The organism is Colwellia maritima, from assembly GCF_022669015.1.
In the GTDB taxonomy this organism is placed as follows: Bacteria; Pseudomonadota; Gammaproteobacteria; order Enterobacterales; family Alteromonadaceae; genus Colwellia; species Colwellia maritima.
The window spans coordinates 229,128-249,278 of record NZ_JAKKSL010000003.1; the positions used below are offsets into that span (position 1 = coordinate 229,128).

Here is a 20,151-nt window from a genome sequence, read left to right on the forward strand (position 1 = left end):
TTTTTATTAAAAAAATTCACAACATGATCAAGTAAATGGTTCGGTTACCCGATTTTTTATTTTTAACGTCACTTTTTCTGAATTTTAGGTGAGAGAAGGCCGTGGTGTTAGCGAAACCACTTGTTTTTGTCTTGTCGTTTAGATGTTTAATTACTTTACTGTTAAATAAAATTAGGCACTATTCAAACAAGCTTGGGCATTGGCTATGCCATGTGTTCGCTTTAAGCCTACATGTTCACTAAATTCACTTAAGTGCTCAGCTGTTCCGACAGCGCCCGTGAAAATACATTCAAATTGTGTGGTGAGTTTTAACCAACTTTCATCACTGATGTGTAGCCTGGCTAAAATGTTAGACGCTTTTGGGTTAATCGCGCCACGTTTATCGTTTCGAATTATTTTCCCCGTTTCATCAACGAGGGTTAAATAGTCTCTCAAGCTGAAAGTAATTCCTTGTGTTTTGTGTTGATGTTCGTTGCCAGTAAAAGGGAGTAACTCGGTTGGTTGCTCACCGTTAATAGCCGCTTTAATACGTAATTGAATGTGGTGAAACTTGATTGCTCGGGTGTAGGGGAGATAGCGGCACGTACTGGGTTTAAATCAACATAAGCCATACATGATAATAAGGCACCTTCATCAAGCAAGGCTTGAGATTTAAACCGTCCTTCCCAGAAATGGCCTGTGCATTTATCTTCTTGATTAGCTTGCCTTGCAATAGGCTCATTTAAGGAGCGCATAAACCGGCTAATATCCATTAAACGCTCTTTGTATACTTTAGCGGTTTGTTCAACCATGGTGAGTTGATAGTCAGCCAGTGGTTGTTTGTTTAAATATTGGCGTGTGAGGAGCGTGCCTTTAAAAAGTTGATGCCAACGTTGAAGAATATCTGCTGTGGTCCACTGTTTTATTTGCTCACAATCAACATGCAGCACTAAATGTAAGTGATTGTGCATGATAGCATGGGCACAAATATCAATAGCAAAAGATTGGGATAATTGAAACAGACGTTTTTCAATCCAACGGCGTCTGTGTTCAAAGCTAGTGCCAGTTTCTTTATCGACCCCGCATAAAAAGGCTTTGCGTACAGTGCGGCTACAAATGTGATAATAGGGGGTATTGAGTAAACTAATTTGTTGTGAGCGGGGTTTAGGCATCATAGTGTCCGTACTTGATTGAGGTAAAGTAAGTGTAGTTTATCTTTGGGAAAGTTGCAAAAGTTATTATGGGTGGCCTGATTAACTTAAGGGAAAGTTGCAAAAGTTATTATGGGTGGCCTGATTAACTTAAGGGAAAGTTGCAAAAGTTATTATGGGTGGCCTGATTAACTAGCCTGATTAACTTCAAAAGTTATTATGGGTGGCCTGATTAACTTATGGGTGGCCTGATTAACTTACTTTGATTTTTATGGGTGGCCTGATTAACTTAACTTTGATTTTTATGGGTGGCCTGATTAACTTATTATGGGTGGCCTGATTAACTTAAACTTTGATTTTTATGGGTGGCCTGATTAACTTATTATGGGTGGCCTGATTAACTTAATTTGTTGTGAGCGGGGTTTAGGCATCATAGTGTCCATACTTGATTGAGGTAAAGTAAGTGTAGTTTATCTTGGGAAAGTTGCAAAAGTTATTATGGGTGGTCTGATTAACTTACGTACAGTGCGGCTACAAATGTGGTAATAAGGGGTATTGAGTAAACTAATTTGTTGTGAGCGTGGTTTAGGCATCATAGTGTCCATACTTGATTGAGGTAAACTAAGTGTAGTTTATGTTGGGAAAGTTGCAAAAGTTATTATGGGTGGCCTGATTAACTCGATATCAATCTGGCTTTTACTTGGAGCAAAATATTTACTGGACCAAAATTTGATAAGAAAAATAGGCGAGGATTATACAATTAATTGGTTTGTAGCTATATCTTCAACACTAACGGTATTTGTAATATTATCAATGTTAAAAGGACACGGTAGAGGCCGCTTTGGTTCACGACCAATTACAACGTACCGTAGGCAAGTGCATTATAAAAGTAATCCAGATTAATCATTAAACCGATCAATCACAGCTTTCATTTTCTCAGCCACCTGATTCTTTTCAAGGTGAGCATAGCGCATAGTGGTTGCGATATTTGAATGTCCTAAAATATGTGCTGTTTCCTGAACCGTCATACCGTTCTGTACAAGCCTACTAGCACACGTAAGACGAAAATCATGTACACGGAAATCTTCTATACAGCATTAGCTAACATTAGGAACGACTCGACGAATAGCGATAGTAGAATGTTTACAGGGATTATTCCCTCTTTTATCAGTGCTATTTATTCGATATAAAATTTGTATATACCTTGTTATCATTTCTAAATTACAACACCAGATACACGCGATTTGACACGTATAACACCGCTTCATTATTTGTCTTTGAACGCTTTAATAAAATAATTTTTATACAACTTTAAATATGGTAGGATAAAGTAGTATTAAATACTCGTGGGAGACAATGATGGCTATGGTAAAAAAAAGTATCACAGTGACAGATCAGCAAGCACAATGGATACAAGCTCAATTAGCAACAGGAAATTATGCTAGTGATAGCGAAATACTCAGAGACTTAATCAGAAAAGAGCAAATGCGCACAGCTGAAATTGATGTTATTCGACAAGAATTAATCAAAGCTGAACAAAGTGGCTTTAGCTCCCGCACTACTAGTGACATTGTTAATGCTGTAATTGCACGTAAACAAGTTAATGACCAAATATAGGTTAAGTGAAGCTGCCGCCAATGATTTTGAACAGCTTTTTGAATATGGTATTGATAACTTTGGTTTACCTAAAGCTAAAGAGTATATAGATGGATTAACAGCTCATTTTCATAATATTGCTGAACATCCATTACATTACCAAGCGGTTGACTATATACGAGAAAACTATCGGCGTAGTGTATATGATAAATATTCAATCTATTACATTATCACTGATAGCAATATTGATGTAATGCGAATATTACGAGCTGAAAATACTTCAACAGCATTTGAATAAGTTAGAAAATATCACATAGGGCTATTTTTGTACTTTAGTAATTTATTCATACAGTTAAATTGCATAATTAGTGGTTACATAAATACTAAGCAGCTACCTTGTAATCAATAGCTCGCCGGTGCGACTCTGGTAGTCGGCACTATTTATTCCAAAAAGAGGTAACAATTTTTTTAATGGCATTAATGCGTTTTTTACTATTTATTTAGCAATAAATTAGCTAGACTCGATTGCTTTTTATTAAAGGGGGTCTGTGTTGATTCGAGTATATTGTCTTTTTTTGTTAACGCTTTTTATACCGTGGTCTTATGCTGATACGCTTGAGACGTTTAATCTCGAATTCTCGATACATGTTGCCAAACAACTCAAAAAATACGATATTCCTGGTGGCGCTTATGTCATTGTAAAAAACAATAAGATAGTTTCCTTAGAAACGTTTGGCCACACTGATAAAACAAAACGCCAAACTGTTGATAGTAATACGGTATTTCGTTTAGCTTCTGTATCTAAAACCTTTGCTTCCACCATTACTACAATGCTAGCACAAGAACATGTGCTTAACTTATCAGACTCAATCACTAAATATGTACCCGACTTTGCTTTGGCTAAAGAAGGTGCTGCTGAAAAAATTCAATTGAAGCATATCCTTAGCCATTCCAGTGGTTTAATGCCTAATGCTTATGATAATTTACTGCATGAAAACTGGAGTATGGATAAAATTATTGGTCGCTTTGATCGTATTACTCCTATTTGCCAACCCGAAAAGTGTTACGGCTATCAAAATATCACTTTCGGATTATTGCAACCGGCCATTGAAACTAGCCAAAATAAAAGTTATTCCACTTTACTGACAGAAAGACTATTTTCGCCTTTAAAAATGGATGACAGCTCCATTGGCCTTAAGGCATTTCAACAACACACCAACACAGCTAAACCTCATGTTTTAAGAAAAACCATTTTAACTAACAAGAGAGACAAAGAAGGTAAAAGACTAAAGCAATATATTTGGCGCGCTGTAGATGTAGAGCCTGATTTTTATAAAGTGGCGCCTGCTGCAGGTGTTAATTCAAGTATTTCCGATTTATCAAAATGGCTAATTGCAAATTTAGGTCATAATCCAGATGTTTTATCGCCTGCACTGTTAAGTGAAGTGACAACACCAAGAATAAAAACTAAAAAAGATTTACGGAGAAAATATTGGCGAGAGCATTTAACCGATGCACATTACGGTTACGGGTGGCGTATTTATCAACTTCAGGAGCAGAAAATTATCTATCATTCAGGTTGGGTAGAAGGTTTTCGAGCTGATATTGGCTACTCACCTGGATTAGATGTAGGTTTTGCCATACTTATCAATGCTGAAGCTAATGTTATTAATCAAATCTCTAGTGAGTTTTGGTCACAAACCCATAAATTTTCAACCCCATAATCAAGTGAATATTGTATGTATGAGGTATCAATGGATCTATGGCATTTATGAATAGTATGTATATTCATGTGGGCGCCCGCTTTATTACTAAACACAAAATAAAAGTATTAATTAGGTTACAACAATGAAAATAAACTTACAGCCGACTAACTTTATAGATTCAGAAAATAGCGCAGTTATTAATTTTGTTAAAGAAGTTATTGGCAATAGCACAGATCCAAAAGAACAAGCGATTAAGCTTTATTATGCTGTGCGTGATGGTTTTCGTTATGACCCGTACCATATTCAGTTTACGCCCAAAGGAATGAAAGCCAGTACTGTTCTTGCTCAAGGATATGGTTACTGTGTATCTAAAGCGGTTTTACTTGCTGCGGCAGGGCGTGCAGTGGGAATTCCTACCCGCTTGGGTTTTGCTGATGTAAAAAATCACCTTAGTTCAGAAAAGCTAAAAAAAATGATGCAATCTGACATTTTTTCTTGGCATGGTTATACCGAGTTTTACCTTAATAATAAGTGGGTTAAAGCAACTCCCGCATTTAATAAATTATTATGTGATAAAGCAAGTATCAAACCTCTAGAATTCGACGGTATGAATGATTCCGTGTTTCATGAGTTTGACCGCTCTGGCAATAAGCACATGGAATATCTGACAGAGCATGGCTATTTTGACGATCTACCTTTTCAAAAGATCTATGAAGCATATAAAAAGGACTATCCAATGTTTACTGCACTGTTTGAACCGGAAGCGGAGTTTAATATAGATGGTCAATTTGAAGATGACGCTTCAGCTAACTAACATCAACTCGGTTCAAAATCTTTTAACTCATTGTTAAATAAAGGTGTTTTTACTGGTTTTTGTCTCCCCCTCAGCTTCTGAAGTAAAAACTTCATGCTCGGTAGTTATTTTGCTGCTCCATAAAAACTAGCAACTACCCTATCACCGGTAAGTTGCTAGTGTGAAAAAAAATTTTAGAAATATCCATTAAGGCATAATCAGTTCATTTTCATTATCTGAATTGGTAACACGTGTTAAGCTATTTGCTGTTGTAGTATTTAAAAAATAGATCTCTGTTTGTTCAGGTAATTCTGGTAGTTGTGGTACAGGGTCTATTGTATGTGAAACAATGCACAGTACATTAGCCCCAAAACCTAAGCAGTATATATTTGTTAAATTACTTGAAACCTCAAATGTACCAAGTACAGAACCTGGTACAGCCGAAATTGCATCTACAGATGTTACCTTAGCACCTGCAAAGCCACCCGCCGTATTAACAAGATTAAAACCTTCGGCAAGCAAAACTGTTTTACTATTATCGTAAGAATTAGTAGTGCTAGTGTCGAAACTGGTATCCCAAGCAGCGCCAATCCATGCAGCAGTCGGTGTTTCTTCTTTACTACCACCCGTTTCATTAACTACAGGCAAGAATGGGGATTATACTCATTTGACCTTGGTTCACTGCCATATTCCTAATATTGTAGTAAATGTAAGTATTATTAACTTCCATTAGCACAATGTCATTGTCACTAGTTGCAGCAGCAAGGCTTATTGCTGTGCCGCCAGTTTTTGGAATTGATTTCACTTCTTTTCCTGAGCCATTAACCCCAACTTGATATATAACATTAGAAACACTCGGTGTAACAATTTGGATGTCATCAGTTTCACTTGTTAATACTGTTGCCACGCTAGTGCCGTCAGCAGGAAATTGATAAAGTGTGTTACCTTGGCCAAAATAAACCATGCTACTGTCACTTGCAGCAACCGTAATATGAGTGCCATTTGCGATAGTAAAAATAGCGAAAGATAACGTACCACTGCTAATATTGTATGAAAATAATTGGTTATCTATTTCGAGTAGATAAAAATTGTCTGCCACTTTTAGTTTATAATTAGCGTAATCGCTAACCGCTACAATAAAACTACAATTGGTAAAGTCAGTATCACAGCGTTGTAATGCGCCATTATCAACCACTAACCGGACCTGAAATTGCCCCTGTATTTTCATCAGTAATATTAATTACTGGTGCTTTAGCGATAATAGGTGATTGAGTGGCGTCCATGCCAACAGTAACCATTTTCCAAATATCGTCAGTAGTATCACATACCTCATCTATACCCGACAAACGATAAACATATTGTGAGTTTTCTACATTGGCAAAGTCTGATATAACCCCACCATCAACCAAATCACACACTTGATGCGCTAAACTTTCATTAGAAATCTGAACTGGTGTATGAGAGCCACTTTTTAATGCACTCGTTTTATATAATTTTCCATCAGTTTTTGGGTAAACAACGGCGTAGTTATTCACATTACTGATAATTTTAGTGGTTCCGTTGTACACTCCTGACCTTACTAAACTTTCGCGTTGTGTTGGTAAGGTAATACCAAATAACAAGTCTGTAACAAGGTTTTCAGTGGCCTCAATGAGAGTTGGTGAATTAGGACTGGATGGGTCTACCGAGCTTAAACCATGTGTATAAAATAAAAGAGTTTCTGTGCCTCCCGCAGTGCTACCACTATTGTTTATCGTGATCTTAACGGTATCAGTAACACTAGCGCCATCATTGTCAGTTACTGTGAGGCTAAACTCTAATGCTTCTGTATTTTCAACTTGGAGAGCAATAAATGTTGGGCTGCTAATTTCCGTAGCAGATAACTGCACTGTTGTGCCCGATATCTGCTGCCATAAATAACTTACTGAACCTTCAATATCATTGCCACTTCCAGACAATTGCACCGTACTGCCCTCATCTACTGTTTGATCTACGCCAACATTAATAGTGGGAGGTGTATTGGTTGCAGGCGTAGATGGGTCACCTCCTCCATCCCCGTCATTTCCACCACTTCCTCCTCCGCAGGCAGATAAAATAAAAAGGCAAGTTAACAATAATACGCTTTTGAATTTATTCATGTGTGCTCCTAGCATTGTATCTATTCAACATTTTAATAAAGTAATAAAAATAAACTTATCTGTGCCAACCATCCCCAAAAAAAGTCAACGAGATGTTTCTGTAAAGCAAAATTTCTGCCCGTATTTATTATTATTTTCTTTTAATCAAACCATTAAACACTACCAGAATAGTTGCATTATTACATCGACACTTATCGACACTTATCGACAATTAAAGCCACTTAAGAGGTGTTAAGATGAATGATAATTAGTTACTATTTATTTGTTGCCTAATTAAAAGGAGCCAACAACAAAAAAAATGCTTGAGTATAAGGACTACCATGACAGATAAAACAGCAGTCAAACGTCGAAAACGCGGTGTAAAAGCATCTCGAGTAAAACTTGAAAAAGCACTTATTAATGCAGGTTTTACAACGCAAGCAGCTTTAGCAAAACACATAGCAGAAATTGAAGGCACTGACTCAATACCCAAGGATATTGTCAATAGAGTATTCAGGGAAGTGTCTGTATCCCCACATACTTTAGAACGTGTAGCCAATGTATTAGGTGTTGAAGCTTACACCCTCTATCTTACCAATGACAATTTTCAAGCTCCTAGTATGACATCTGATAAGGAAGACAATGAAGACAATAGCCATGATATTCTTAAGGTAACAACCAACAAACCAACATATACCCAGTATTGGAAATACTCATCCATAACCATCGCTTTGCTAGTTTTCTGCGCAAGTATTTTCTTTATTATGCAAATAAAAAAAGTGTCTAATGAAAATACCTTAATAAAACTTCAAACATTAATTCCTTCGTTAGGTACCCCCACTAATAAGTATTCATTGGCGCTTAGATCTTCGCCATCAATAGAATCCACGGCCGAGAAACTTAAGGCATTGCTGAAAAAAGATTTTAACGTGGTGCCTAGAATATACAAACTAGACGAAAACAGCATACAAACAGAAAATATTGAACGCTCAAGCCAAGTAGATATGATTATCAACATGCAATTATTTAAGTTGGGACGATTCTGGCTAGTAGAGTCATCTATTCTTAAATATCCAAACAAGGTGATTTTAGCCAGAAAGTTACTGACAAAATCAGAGTGGTTATCATTGGGAGAGGAATATACAAAACAACTTGCTCATACTCTTAATACGTTTATTCAAAAGGGCTATACTCAACTACCTAATGAAACACTACCCAGTTTAGAGTATTTAACACTCATTGGTGAAGGTTTGTCACTCTTAGACGAATCAAGTGATTTCAACAAAATAAAACAAGCACAAAGTAAGTTTCTTTTAGCAAAAGACATTAATGAAACATTATCACTGGCTAAAGGCGGGATTTGCCTAACCTACTTATATGAAAGTTGGACTGGTGATGAAAAAACATTACTCACGCGTGCTAGCCAACATTGTGAAGAGGCAAAACAAGGTGAAGAAAACTCAATAGTTGCAACCGCAAATAGCTTTTTATTACGTAGAACGGGGCGATTAACTCAAGCCTATACATATGTTGAGCAACAATTAAATCAAATGCCTGAAAGTGTAGATCTACTTATCGAAAAAGGTAATATACTTTTAGAGCTATTTCGACAAACGGGGGAAAGCAACAAGCAATTAGAACTTGCTAAAAAGTCATTACAACAAGCCTCCTTATTAGCACCTAATTTATGGAAAAGTTATTTTATTTTAGGATTAGTAGAATGGACTCTAGGACATCAACGAGCTGCAATTGAGGCAACATCTGTTGCAGCAAACCTTAACCCCAATGATCTTGTTTTATCAAATATGGCTACCTTAAGTTTTTGTATCGGTGATATAGAGCCTACCAAAGCATATGTACAGCAAATACTGCTAAAGCAACCTGACTCTTATTTAGGTTTGGAAAAAATGAGTATGCTGCATTACTATGCTAACGATTTTCAGGCTGCAATAGATTATCGCCTTAAATCCATTGCTAATCTTTGGAGAATCAAGTATTCATGAAATGTGGGGGGCACTAGCAGATGCATATCACTTCAATGGAGACATAGAACTTTCAATCCAAACTTATGAAAAAGCATTACAAATTATAGATAGGGAATATGCTCGAGGAAATCAAAACCTATCGCATCAGGCCTTCAGGTTATATTACCAAATAAAACAACATATATTAGATAACAAGCAATACCCCTTAAATGAGTCTGTAAATACAATACTACTGTCACTTGCGAAGCAACATAACACTCTCGATAGCTCAACCATTGCTCGTATTGCGTTAAGTTTTTATTACCTAGGCGAAAAAGTCCACACTGATGAATATAAACACTTGGCAAGTACTCGCTGCCCTGTCTATCTACAACTTCCTGATTGGCAATAACGGATAGTAGTTCAATAATTGATCTTCACCTCCTACCTCACAGCCAAGTAATATTTATTTTTTACAAGTAAATTGAACTTATTTTGAAAAGCACACTCTTACTAATAGTAATGTTATTCCCTTAGTGTTTCATGTTTTATGCACCTATTTTTATAGGTGCATTTTTTTTGCCTTTTTATATGAGTAATACATTCGCACATACTAGAAATACACTAGGTAACCTCAGATCGGCTTAATAAATGTTCTTCTAGCAGCTATTTTTACTAACTTCGGCGTTAAATTCACTTGCAATAGCTCCCTATTGACGCGTAAATTTGCCTTGCTTATTTTGCGGACTAAAGTAGTAAAACTATCAAACCAGAAGCAAATAGAAATTTTAATCTATAATTTTCAAAAAGTTAACCATATCTTAAACCGAGCTTAGGTTAGGTAAACTTTATAGTGATTAAAATTAATACCACTAAAAATTCACTTCTACTTTTATATTTCAATATTTAATTTATACTGTACAAATAAACAGTATAAAATTGAGAGTTATGAAAGTTATTCCAATATACATCGAGGCGGGTATTTCAGGTTTTGAATCTCCCGCAGCAGAATACAAAGAACTGGGATTATCGTTAGATACACTGCTGATCCGCCACCCTAATGCTACATTTATTGGGCAAGCCTCTGGTAGTTCAATGCAAGGTGTGGGTATATTTGATGGTGATTTATTAATTGTTGATCGATCACTCAGCGCCCGAAACGGTGATGTTATTGTGGCCAATTATAATGGTTGCTTCGTTTGTAAGATTATTGATAAACAACAAGCACGATTACTGTCAGCATCTAAACACCATCAACCTGTGATAATTTCACCTGAGGATGATTTTCAATTAGAAGGGATTGTTACTCGTTCAATTAGACTACATCACCAGGCACCCGAGTTAAAAGCATGTATGGCTTAGTTGATGCTACTTCATTTTATGCATCGGCCGAAAAGGTATTTGACCCAAGCATTCGTAATAAGCCCGTTGTTGTTTTAACCAATAACGATGGTTGTATTTGTGCCGTTTGCCCTATTGCCAAACGACTTGGTATTCCTAAATTTACGCCTTATTTTCAAATTAAAGATTTACTGCATAAACATGGTGTTGTTATTCGTTCATCAAACTATGAATTATATGCTGATTTATCAGAGCGCATGATGACTGTAATCAGTCGATATTGTGATAACCAACACATTTACTCTATTGATGAATCTTTCTTATACTTTAATAATTTTCATAAAGCGATTAACAGTTGGTTTGACTATGGTCACCAAATACGCAAAGCAATATGGAAAGAAACGCGCTTACCTGTTGGTGTCGGTTTTGGCATTACCGCAACCTTAGCCAAAGCAGCAAACCATGCATCTAAAAAGCTTGATGGCTTTGATGGCGTAGCTGTTATTGATTCGATTAAAAGTGCGGCCCCTATTTTACAGCGTATGAATACCTCAGACGTATGGGGAATTGGTAGTAGAATAACGAAAAAGCTCGCGGTACAAAATATTCATACCGCCTTTGATTTAGCTAAACAAAACCCTAAAGATATTCGACAACAATATAGTGTTGTAACTGAGCGCACCGTAAATGAATTAAATGGCATTAGCTGTTTATCATGGGATGATGTAAAACAGCCCAAACAAGCCATATTTTCAACTCGAAGCTTTGGACTACGTATAAACGATCACCATCTACTTCATGCAGCATTAGCAAGCCATGCCAGTATCGTTGCTAAAAAACTGCGCCGCCAATCATCACAAGTTAAAAAACTCATGGTGTTTGCTTCAAATTCCCCTCATGATGACTACTATTATAAACAAGCTATTGTTTACTCGTTTGCAATACCTACAGATAACACCACCCAACTAGCACAAGCGGTTTCACTGGTGTTACCGCAAATATATCAATCAGGTGTTAACTTTTATCGTTGTGGTGTAGGTGCTATCGAGTTAGCAAGTAACCAATTTAAGCAAGGTGATTTATTCAATGTTGATCAAAGTAATCCGACCTTAATGCAATGTTTTGACAGCATCAATAAACGCTATGGTGATGGTTGTATTAATATTGCCAGTGCAGGACAAAAAGAAAAGTGGAATATGAAGCGCAATTTTCTTAGCCCACAATTCACCACAAATTGGCGACACATACCTAAAATAAACTGCTAAACTCAATCAATAATTCAACTCAGTAAATAACTAAAATCAGCTATCAGCAAAGATTAAAAAAGGTTTATTATGTGCGGTAGATTCAACGCTACTTTTGATAGTGGTGTAAAAAAACTTTATACCAGTTTAAAAATTAATAAAGTCAATGATAAACCCATTGATAAACGGTTTGTGAAAGCGGCTGATACCGTTTCTATTGTGAGAGAAAAAGGTAATAAGCGTATTGTTGAAAATGCAATTTGGTGGTTGTTAATTGATCAAACAACAACCGGTTTTACCCCCTCAAAATACACGTCATTTAATACCCGATACGATAAATTAAATACACCTAGAAGTCTTGGTTATCAAGCCTACCGACACTCACGCTGCGTTATTGCAGTAAAAGGTTTTGGTGAAACTGAATTTAAAAACAAAAAGCCCGTACATTATTTTGACATAGCAGCGCAAAATGGTGGTTTGTTGCCGGGTGGTTTATGTCGAGACTGGGTTAATAACCACACAGGCGAAATAAAAACGTCCTGCTCGGTCATCACTTTACCACCCCATGAAAAACTAACACATATTCATAGTAAAGCCATGCCGCTGATACTGCCGCAAGATGAAACTATCATTAATAATTGGCTTGATGTGGCATTAACCGATATTGAACAATTTACACCACTACTGCGACCACATATCCCACAAAACTTAATAGCTCAGCAGATAGATAAACCCATGACACACAACCCAATTAGCAAACCTGAATTAATCACATTGGATAACTTAACTTAGGGAGAAATAAGATTAGTGCTTGTTCCTTGACAGTTGCCACTTGTATAATTAAAACAGGTTAATCAATATAGAGGTTTTGCGTGTGAAGGGGTTATTGTTCTTGCTAGTATGTGTTTTAGCTAGCCATTCATGTTATGTCATTGCAGAAAAACCAAAAACACGAGACATAAGCCATTTAATCTCTAAAAAAGAATTTACAAGCTACAAAGACGTAGCAGAATTTATTGATAAATCACCCAAAGTATCAATTACTGTTGCACCATCGAAGGCAGACATTAATGAATACGGACAACAAGTAGTTAAAGTATTAACGGGGTCAGATTGTGATAGAGATGGCACGATGGATGACAATGCAACCTGTAATGCTGTTTTTTATAAACTCTGGCTAAAATATTCTTTATAAATTCCCCTTTGAATTCACAATAACGTATTTTATGTGCGGCTTTAATGACACGGGTATTAATCTATAATTGCCGCAGTTATAGCGCAAGATGCTGAGTCGAGATCAGGCAATAATATGCGTGCACCATCAACATCTCCGTCTTGGAATTTACCTCGTATTAATTGAATAATACCGTCTGCTTTATTATACATTGCTTCCAAATTATCAATATCGTCAGCTTTAAACATTCTTTCTTTCTTTTGTCGGCAAATCCAATTTTTACAATGGTTAGCTTGATCACCTAAAATTGGCCACTGGCTATCATCCGTTGAAGATAAAGTTAACTGTCGAATTTTTTCAAAGGTATGTAGGCATATTAATTTAAATACCGCTAAATGATTCTGCTTTTTATTTAGGTTTTTTGATTTCAAACTCAGCCATTTTTCATTGGGAGTGTAATCGCTTAACCAGGTTATAAAAGCATCATTTGGCATTGGTTTGGCTATTTGATAACCTTGGGCTGATTCGCACCCCATTAACAATAACATAAGACCATGATTGGTTGTTTCTACACCTTCAGCAATAACATGACGGCTAAATGACCTAGTTAAGGCAATAACACCTTCAATGATTGCAAAGTCACTAGGGTCATCTAGTATATCGCGAACAAAACTTCGATCGATCTTAATTGTATTTACCGGTAATCGACGTAAATGCGTTAAAGATGAATAACCCGTACCAAAATCATCAAGTGAAAACGCTACGCCGAGTTTATTTTGACAAGATTCAATAATATGGGTCAGTGTTTGAATATCTCCAAATACAGAGCTTTCCAGAATCTCTAGTTGTAAATACTGCGAATAGTGTAGCGGGTATTGAGCTAACGACTTTTCAAGTTCTTTAACAAAGGAGGATGACAACAAATGATTTGAGGAGATATTAATACTCAACTCAAGCGTTAATCCCTGCTTTAACCATTCATCTATTTGTTGTAATGAATTTTTAATAACCCATTCACCTACCTCAATATCTAATGGCGTATTATCAATTAAAGGCAAAAAATCTAATGGCGGAATAATCCCTTTTTGTGGATGATTCCAACGAATTAATGCCTCAGCACCAAACACTTCGCCTGTGGCCATGTTTACTTTTGGCTGAAAGTACAATTCCAATTCATTATTTTCTAGGGCCTGTTTTACTTCATCTACTAACAGATTTTTTTGAATAATACGTTGGTCTGAAGCCGGGCTATATAAGTGAAAACAGTTTTTGCCATTCAATTTAGATTGATACATAGCGTGGTCTGCATGACGCAGTAACGTATCAATATCACCGGTATCTGATGGGTATAATGTTACCCCGCTAGAAGCGGTAATATGAAGTTCAACATCGTCAATGAAATAGGGTAACGACAGTATTTTATGAATACGACACATCATTTTTTCATATTGTGACGTACTTTTAATGTCATTTAGTAAAATGGCAAACTCATCACCGCCTTGACGTGAAACAGTGTCTTCGTTTCTAATACACGTTTTAATGCGGTTAGCTACTTCAACCAGTAACAAATCACCTGCTTCATGACCATGATTATCATTAATTGGTTTAAAATTGTCTAAATCAAGAAAGCACACGGCAAGTTGGTGACCTGTACGTTCACTATGAGCAATAGATTGTTGAAAGCGATCAACAAACAAGGCTCTATTAGGTAGCTTAGTAAGTTCATCATAATGTGCCATCTGGTTAAGTTTTTCTAATTGTTTTTTACCTTGCGTAATATCTGAAAACACACCAACAAAATGCGTTACTTCATCAAAATCATTTTTCACCGATGAAATGTTGAGCAACTCAGCATAAAGTTCCCCTTGCTTTGTTCTATTCCATAATTCGCCTTGCCAAAAGCCACATGCTGCAATTGATTGCCAAATTTGTTCATAAAATTCTTCGCTTTGTTTACCCGAATTTAATATGTTTAAATGTTGCCCAATAATCTCTTCATGACTATAGCCCGTTATGTCAGTGAATCTTGGGTTTACTTCAACTATAATTTGTTGCGCGTTAGTGATTAAAATACCTTCATGCGTATCATTAAATACTTTAAAAGAGATTTGGTGTTTTTCGGAATTATCCTTTTGTTGAGTAATATCTTGTATGGTACCTATACTCTGAATATGTTGATTATTATCATCATAAATATGCTCAGCATTATCTAGCACATACTTTAAACGTCCGTCTGGTAATAACAGTCTGTATTCGCTTTGAAAAGGTGTGTGTTTTTCGATACTAAAATTTAAACACTTAAAAAGATCATCCCTGTCATCGGGGTGAATTCGTTCAAAGAAAAGTTCAAATGTTATTGTTTCTTTTTTGTCATATTCAAAAATACTATAAACTTCATTAGTCCAAAATATCGCTTCAACATTAACTGTTTGTACCCAACTACCTAACTTCGCTACCGCTTGAGATTGTTCTAATATATTACTAAGGTATACTTGCTCTGAAATGTCACGCACAACACAAATTAATTGATCATTGATGGCTATTTTATTCAAGCGAGCATCAAAGTGAGCCAATTGGTTGTTTATTATTAATTCATAATTAAAAGCAAGCGGGGTTTGTAATTTATTAATTTTATCAATTTTTAGTTGAAATAACTCGCCAACACTACCACCTAAAACATCTTGCATACGTTTACCAATAAAACTTTGCGGTGGCTTATACAACAAGATTGGGTTCTGAGTGATGCAATCTAAAATGGTGCCGTCGGACTTCATGCGAAAATAAGTGTCAGGCAATGCTTTAAATAAGCTTTTAAGTTCATCATGGTGACGTATATCATTTAACTCAAGTTCTTTTAATATCGTTACATCTTGAACTATCCCACACATTAAGTTTACTTCGCCGGTTTCGGCGTATGCGAAGCCACCTGAGACTAAAATCCAACGAATCTCCCCATCCGTTCTTCTTATTCTACATTCAAAGATCCAATCAATTTTATGGTTAATGGCATATTGATACTTCTTATCTACAGCTTCTTTATCTTCAGGAATGACATGGCTTAGAAACAGATCATAATTCCATTCTGGTAATTTTGAGTCATACCCAAAGATTTGGTCGTGCTTTAATGAGCGAACAGACGTGTTGTTTATTAAATCAAGATCCCAATTTCCAATATGACTATGATCAAGAACAAAGCTCAACCTTGCATCATTTTCACGTATCTTTTTTTCGACTAATCGACGTTTTGTTGTGTCAACTGCTTGAATGATAAAGCCATAAACATGATCACTTTCAGGCTTAAAAATTGCTATGGTTGATGATCTAGGATAATAAATAGCGCCATCTTTTACTTGAAAAGCGTCATCGTTTAAAATCGTTGTTTTTTTTGTCGCCGCTTCAGTTAACCGTTGCTTCCATATACTTTCCGACTCAGGTAAATTTTTCCATGTAGTTGTTTCCCAAAAAAGCTTACCGACATAATCATTCCGATTTACTCCTTGAGATTCGAGGGCAGTGTCATTAACTTCAATCACTACGCCTTCAGCGTTAAGTATCGCCATAAACTGAAACTGTTGATTGAATATCGTATTAAATAGTAACCCTGATGCTTCAAGTGTTAAAGAAAAGGGGATATTGGGATTTTTAAATTTCATCCCCTGATTATGATGTATATTGTCAATACTTCCACCAAAAAACTGTTATTTTTCACGAAAATCTACTAAAAAGCAGTAATAAAAGCAGTAATGTTGTCATTTTATATCATAATACCTGTTAAAGGCATCAGCTTTATATTTCGTTATATGGCCATTTACCTTAAACTAATGTTTCAACCTTAATGACTTTTGCCATTAATTATTTTATTCCTTTATTAACTGATTTCAAATTACCCTATATTATGGCCGCAGAACGTTTTATCCCCTATAGAAAACAAGATATTGTAAAAATGTGCACTCAGGAGTTGGCCGATGAAGACTCGGTACTGTCTTTTGAACAATTCTGCCAACTACTTTCCAGTGTTATTCATTATGACTATCACGAATTACTGGAGTCATTAAAAAATAATTACGCTCCCTTTGATCCAAATACGGATACAAAGCAGTTAAAACAACTTAGCTTAGCTGAGCGTGAGCAATGTCAAACAGCCTTCACTGAAAATTTTTCTCAAATTTTAAACGCGGCTAATTTTGAAAAAGTTACCAACCAAGACTTACAAGAAGCACTCACCGAAGAATCATTATTTAAAGTGAGGCTTGAAGTGGAATTTGATGATTTTGAGCAAATGGTTTTTTATCGCCGAGGTGAGTCGCAATTAAGTGAAACCGTGACTTCACTGTGGGGATTACGTAAACAAACAATCAATTTTACGAATTATGATCGTGTTGCCGTATATATTACTTTTAAAGATAAAGCGTATTATGCTAAAAAAAGAAATCAACACTGGGTTATGAACCAAGCTCTACCATAATAAAATTATTTCAAAATGTACCAAAAGCCGATTTAGAGATGTTATTCCCTAACAGCGAAGTAAGAATGCGGCCAATTGACAAGGTAATTATTGGGGCTTCCGCTATGGTGGGCGGTACCGTGGTATTAGTAACGAAACTAGGCGCGTCTATTTTAATACTATCGGCATTATTTGCCTTTTGGCTTGGTTTACGATCTGACTCGGTGGCGATGACACAACAACATTTTATTTCTCTTGGCTTAGGTATGGCTGTTTTTTCTGGTTTTATTTTTAAAGAATGGAGTAAATTTAAAAATAGAAAAATTAAGTTTATGAAAGCGTTGTCAGATAATCTATATTTTAAAAATTTAGATAACAATCCGGCGTTTTTCATACCTTAATTGATGCGGCCGAAGATGAAGATTTCAAAGAAGCCTTATTAGCTTACACCTTCTTACTTAAAAATAAGCAAGGACTAAGTAAAGCCGCTTTAGATAACAAAATTGAGGCTTGGTTTTTAAGTAAGTACAACTGTCAGCTTGATTTTGAAATATCAGATGCACTAGACAAACTTGAGCGCATGCAATTAGTAATTTCAGAGGGGGAAACTTATCAAGCACTTTCATTGGTTCAAGCAAAAAAGCACTTAGATAAGCGATGGGACTCTATATTTGATTACAACCAATAAGTGTATCAATGTTATTTTTATGTATTGCTAGTCATTTTTTTCTTTGCCCTTCTCGCCCTTTTTGGCTTAAAAGCCACCTTGGGCAAACCTGAAAAAGGCTGTTGGCTAGCCTCTGTTACCATATCAGTGATAGTACTAATGAGAGGGTCCATAAAACTGACATAATTAGCATTTTTTTCTGCAATAGCGGTTAATACCGATTCCCATTGAGCTGTCATATCAGGCAAAGTTGCCTTAACAGGTAATGCATTAATCAGTGCTACGCCAATATCAGTGGCTACTATTTTTTTTCCTTGTCGTTGTAAAAAGTTACGCTTAAAAAGTAAATCTATAATTCCTGCCCGAGTTGCGTCAGTACCTAAGCCGTCAGTATATCTTAACACTTTGCGAATATTTTCATCGCTAACAAAACGTGCAATGCCCGTCATGGCGGCTAACAGCGTTGCATCAGTAAACGACTCAGGTGGCGATGTATGCTTTTCAATTAATTCACCTTGTTTACAATGTAGGTGTTGTCCTTTTTTTAATACTGGCAGCTGATTAGTCTCGTGTTGCGATGCTTTATCATTGCTCGGAAAAAGCACTTTCCAACCTTTTTGCTGCTCAACCTTTGCATTTGTAGTGAATAACCCTCCTGCAATTTTTACTGTCAATTTGGTTTGTTGATATTTATAAACAGGATAAAATTGTGCCAAATATTGGCGAGTAATCAATAAATATATATTCTTTTCAAACGAATTTAAATTGATGTTATTCGGCGACTTTTCGGTGGGAATAATCGCATGATGTGCTGTGATTTTTTTATCATTCCAAACATGGCTTCGAATAGAAGCATCGGCATTTTTTGCTTGCTCATGACAGGGTAGCTTAGTGCCTGCCAACATATTAATAATCGCCGGCGCTTGCTTCAATTGCTCTTTAGGTAAATAACGGCAATCTGACCGTGGATAAGTGATCAGCTTATGTTTTTCATAAAGTGACTGACATACATCAAGTACTAATTTGGCATTCATTGAAAATTGCTTAGCTGCTGAAATTTGTAAACTAGATAAATTAAATGCCAAAAATTTCAGGTTTTGCTGTTTTTGTTCAATACTTATGTCTTCAACAATCGCAGGTTGATTATTAATTCTTGCAACGACATTCTCAGCCAAGCCTTTAACTAAAACACGACCTTCTTCATCGCAATATTGTTGGCAAGCTTCGCTAGGTTGCCATTTTGCAGTAAAACACATGTTTTCATTGTCTTGCTTTTGACTAAGACTTAAATGAGCTAACACTTGATAAAATGGCTTAGAGATAAAATTAGCAATGGCTTGCTCCCTTCTTACCACCAACCCTAACAACGGTGTTTGTACTCGTCCTACTGACAGTACGTTATTGTATCCTTGTTTCTGCCCTTGTAAGGTATATGCTCGAGTTAAATTGAGTCCATAAAGCCAGTCAGCTCTTGAACGTGCTAACGCTGAAATTGACAAAGGCATAAAATCTTGATTGTTTTTAAGTGAGTTAAGAGAACGCTTAACAGCGGGTAAATTTAAATCACTAATAAGCAGCCTTTTTACTTTGGCTTTTTTAGCTGTAGAAACATTAAAATAATCAATAACCTCGTCAACTAACAATTGACCTTCTCTATCTGGATCCCCCGCATGAATAATGGTATCGGCTTGCTTAACAAGATGACGTAACACCGTTAACTGAGCACGAGTACGAGCAATGGGTATTAACTTCCATTGCTGAGGTAACATAGGCAGAGTTTCCATAGACCACTTTTTAAAGCGTTCATCATAATCTTGAGGATCGGCTTGCGCCAGAATATGCCCCACACACCAACTGACAACGTCACCATTAGCAACTTCAATATGTGTTTTGTGATTTTTGTGAGGTTTAGGAAGTGCAGCAGCAATAGCCCGACCTAAACTGGGCTTTTCAGCAATATATAATTTCAACTAAA

Annotated in this window: 16 protein-coding genes and 2 pseudogenes; 11 read left to right on the forward strand and 7 right to left on the reverse strand. The window is 36.2% G+C overall.

The window, feature by feature from the left end; all coding sequences use genetic code 11:
• Positions 1 to 171: 171 nt before the first annotated feature.
• Positions 172 to 1,151: pseudogene (locus L3081_RS16960) on the reverse strand (transposase).
• An 878-nt stretch (positions 1,152 to 2,029) separates the two neighbouring features.
• Positions 2,030 to 2,221: a tyrosine-type recombinase/integrase gene (locus L3081_RS16965; RefSeq protein WP_338027407.1), complete on the reverse strand. Its 192-nt coding sequence runs from the start codon at positions 2,219 to 2,221 to the stop codon at positions 2,030 to 2,032.
• A 268-nt stretch (positions 2,222 to 2,489) separates the two neighbouring features.
• On the opposite strand from L3081_RS16965, the gene L3081_RS16970 reads away from it, so the two are divergent.
• The 4 genes from L3081_RS16970 (at position 2,490) to L3081_RS16985 (ending at position 5,246) form a co-directional block, all read left to right on the forward strand.
• The gene (locus L3081_RS16970) at positions 2,490 to 2,747 is read left to right on the forward strand and encodes a ribbon-helix-helix domain-containing protein (protein ID WP_242287240.1); all 258 of its coding nucleotides are present in this window, start codon (positions 2,490 to 2,492) and stop codon (positions 2,745 to 2,747) included.
• Complete coding sequence (locus L3081_RS16975; RefSeq protein ID WP_242287241.1) at positions 2,734 to 3,024, forward strand: type II toxin-antitoxin system RelE/ParE family toxin; 291 nt, start codon at positions 2,734 to 2,736, stop codon at positions 3,022 to 3,024. The genes L3081_RS16970 and L3081_RS16975 overlap by 14 nt, the downstream gene beginning before the upstream one ends.
• Before the next feature lie 250 nt (positions 3,025 to 3,274).
• Entirely contained in the window at positions 3,275 to 4,450 is a 1,176-nt protein-coding gene (locus L3081_RS16980) for a serine hydrolase domain-containing protein (RefSeq protein ID WP_242287242.1), read from the forward strand.
• Between the two features lie 124 nt (positions 4,451 to 4,574).
• The gene (locus L3081_RS16985; RefSeq protein WP_242287243.1) at positions 4,575 to 5,246 is read left to right on the forward strand and encodes a transglutaminase-like domain-containing protein; all 672 of its coding nucleotides are present in this window, start codon (positions 4,575 to 4,577) and stop codon (positions 5,244 to 5,246) included.
• Positions 5,247 to 5,432: 186 nt separating this feature from the next.
• Here L3081_RS16985 and L3081_RS16990 read toward each other — a convergent pair whose 3' ends face one another.
• The 3 genes from L3081_RS16990 to L3081_RS17000 are packed head-to-tail and all read right to left on the reverse strand — an operon-like array spanning position 5,433 to position 7,363.
• Positions 5,433 to 5,873 (reverse strand): hypothetical protein, encoded by a 441-nt coding sequence (locus tag L3081_RS16990; RefSeq protein WP_242287244.1) that lies wholly within the window; start codon positions 5,871 to 5,873, stop codon positions 5,433 to 5,435.
• On the reverse strand, positions 5,860 to 6,420 hold the full coding sequence (locus tag L3081_RS16995) for a hypothetical protein (protein ID WP_242287245.1): 561 nt from the start codon (positions 6,418 to 6,420) through the stop codon (positions 5,860 to 5,862). Before L3081_RS16995 ends, L3081_RS16990 begins: the two co-directional genes overlap by 14 nt.
• Positions 6,413 to 7,363, reverse strand: a complete 951-nt coding sequence (locus L3081_RS17000; RefSeq protein WP_242287246.1) for a PKD domain-containing protein — start codon at positions 7,361 to 7,363, stop codon at positions 6,413 to 6,415. Before L3081_RS17000 ends, L3081_RS16995 begins: the two co-directional genes overlap by 8 nt.
• Positions 7,364 to 7,683: 320 nt before the next feature.
• On the opposite strand from L3081_RS17000, the gene L3081_RS17005 reads away from it, so the two are divergent.
• The 6 genes from L3081_RS17005 (at position 7,684) to L3081_RS17030 (ending at position 13,086) form a co-directional block, all read left to right on the forward strand.
• Positions 7,684 to 9,345, forward strand: coding sequence for a hypothetical protein (locus L3081_RS17005; protein ID WP_242287247.1), 1,662 nt, complete (start codon positions 7,684 to 7,686; stop codon positions 9,343 to 9,345).
• Positions 9,314 to 9,718 carry a tetratricopeptide repeat protein gene (locus L3081_RS17010; protein ID WP_242287248.1) on the forward strand — a complete coding sequence of 135 codons (405 nt, stop codon included), beginning with the start codon at positions 9,314 to 9,316 and terminating at the stop codon, positions 9,716 to 9,718. Before L3081_RS17005 ends, L3081_RS17010 begins: the two co-directional genes overlap by 32 nt.
• 536 nt (positions 9,719 to 10,254) lie before the next feature.
• Positions 10,255 to 10,668 (forward strand): LexA family protein, encoded by a 414-nt coding sequence (locus L3081_RS17015; RefSeq protein WP_242287249.1) that lies wholly within the window; start codon positions 10,255 to 10,257, stop codon positions 10,666 to 10,668.
• Positions 10,656 to 11,912, forward strand: coding sequence for a Y-family DNA polymerase (locus L3081_RS17020; RefSeq protein ID WP_242287250.1), 1,257 nt, complete (start codon positions 10,656 to 10,658; stop codon positions 11,910 to 11,912). The genes L3081_RS17015 and L3081_RS17020 overlap by 13 nt, the downstream gene beginning before the upstream one ends.
• 69 nt (positions 11,913 to 11,981) lie before the next feature.
• Positions 11,982 to 12,683, forward strand: coding sequence for an SOS response-associated peptidase family protein (locus L3081_RS17025; RefSeq protein ID WP_242287251.1), 702 nt, complete (start codon positions 11,982 to 11,984; stop codon positions 12,681 to 12,683).
• 100 nt (positions 12,684 to 12,783) lie between these two features.
• Positions 12,784 to 13,086: a hypothetical protein gene (locus L3081_RS17030; RefSeq protein ID WP_242287252.1), complete on the forward strand. Its 303-nt coding sequence runs from the start codon at positions 12,784 to 12,786 to the stop codon at positions 13,084 to 13,086.
• Between the two features lie 56 nt (positions 13,087 to 13,142).
• Here the strand turns inward: L3081_RS17030 and L3081_RS17035 are convergent, their stop codons facing one another.
• Positions 13,143 to 16,718 carry a bifunctional diguanylate cyclase/phosphodiesterase gene (locus L3081_RS17035; protein WP_242287253.1) on the reverse strand — a complete coding sequence of 1,192 codons (3,576 nt, stop codon included), beginning with the start codon at positions 16,716 to 16,718 and terminating at the stop codon, positions 13,143 to 13,145.
• 242 nt (positions 16,719 to 16,960) lie between these two features.
• On the opposite strand from L3081_RS17035, the pseudogene L3081_RS17040 reads away from it, so the two are divergent.
• Positions 16,961 to 18,197 (forward strand): annotated as a pseudogene (locus tag L3081_RS17040) (TMEM143 family protein).
• Positions 18,198 to 18,214: 17 nt separating this feature from the next.
• Here the strand turns inward: L3081_RS17040 and L3081_RS17045 are convergent.
• Positions 18,215 to 20,146, reverse strand: coding sequence for a DNA topoisomerase III (locus L3081_RS17045; protein WP_242287254.1), 1,932 nt, complete (start codon positions 20,144 to 20,146; stop codon positions 18,215 to 18,217).
• Positions 20,147 to 20,151 lie beyond the last annotated feature (5 nt).

What these genes read in the sequence shown, in the direction of transcription:
- L3081_RS16970 (WP_242287240.1), top strand. Translation starts at nt 2,490, where the DNA reads ATGGCTATGGTAAAAAAAAGTATCACAGTGACAGATCAGCAAGCACAA.
- L3081_RS16975 (WP_242287241.1), top strand. Translation starts at nt 2,734, where the DNA reads ATGACCAAATATAGGTTAAGTGAAGCTGCCGCCAATGATTTTGAACAG.
- L3081_RS16985 (WP_242287243.1), top strand. Translation starts at nt 4,575, where the DNA reads ATGAAAATAAACTTACAGCCGACTAACTTTATAGATTCAGAAAATAGC.
- L3081_RS17000 (WP_242287246.1), bottom strand. Translation starts at nt 7,363, where the DNA reads ATGAATAAATTCAAAAGCGTATTATTGTTAACTTGCCTTTTTATTTTA.
- L3081_RS17005 (WP_242287247.1), top strand. Translation starts at nt 7,684, where the DNA reads ATGACAGATAAAACAGCAGTCAAACGTCGAAAACGCGGTGTAAAAGCA.
- L3081_RS17015 (WP_242287249.1), top strand. Translation starts at nt 10,255, where the DNA reads ATGAAAGTTATTCCAATATACATCGAGGCGGGTATTTCAGGTTTTGAA.
- L3081_RS17020 (WP_242287250.1), top strand. Translation starts at nt 10,656, where the DNA reads ATGTATGGCTTAGTTGATGCTACTTCATTTTATGCATCGGCCGAAAAG.
- L3081_RS17025 (WP_242287251.1), top strand. Translation starts at nt 11,982, where the DNA reads ATGTGCGGTAGATTCAACGCTACTTTTGATAGTGGTGTAAAAAAACTT.
- L3081_RS17035 (WP_242287253.1), bottom strand. Translation starts at nt 16,718, where the DNA reads ATGAAATTTAAAAATCCCAATATCCCCTTTTCTTTAACACTTGAAGCA.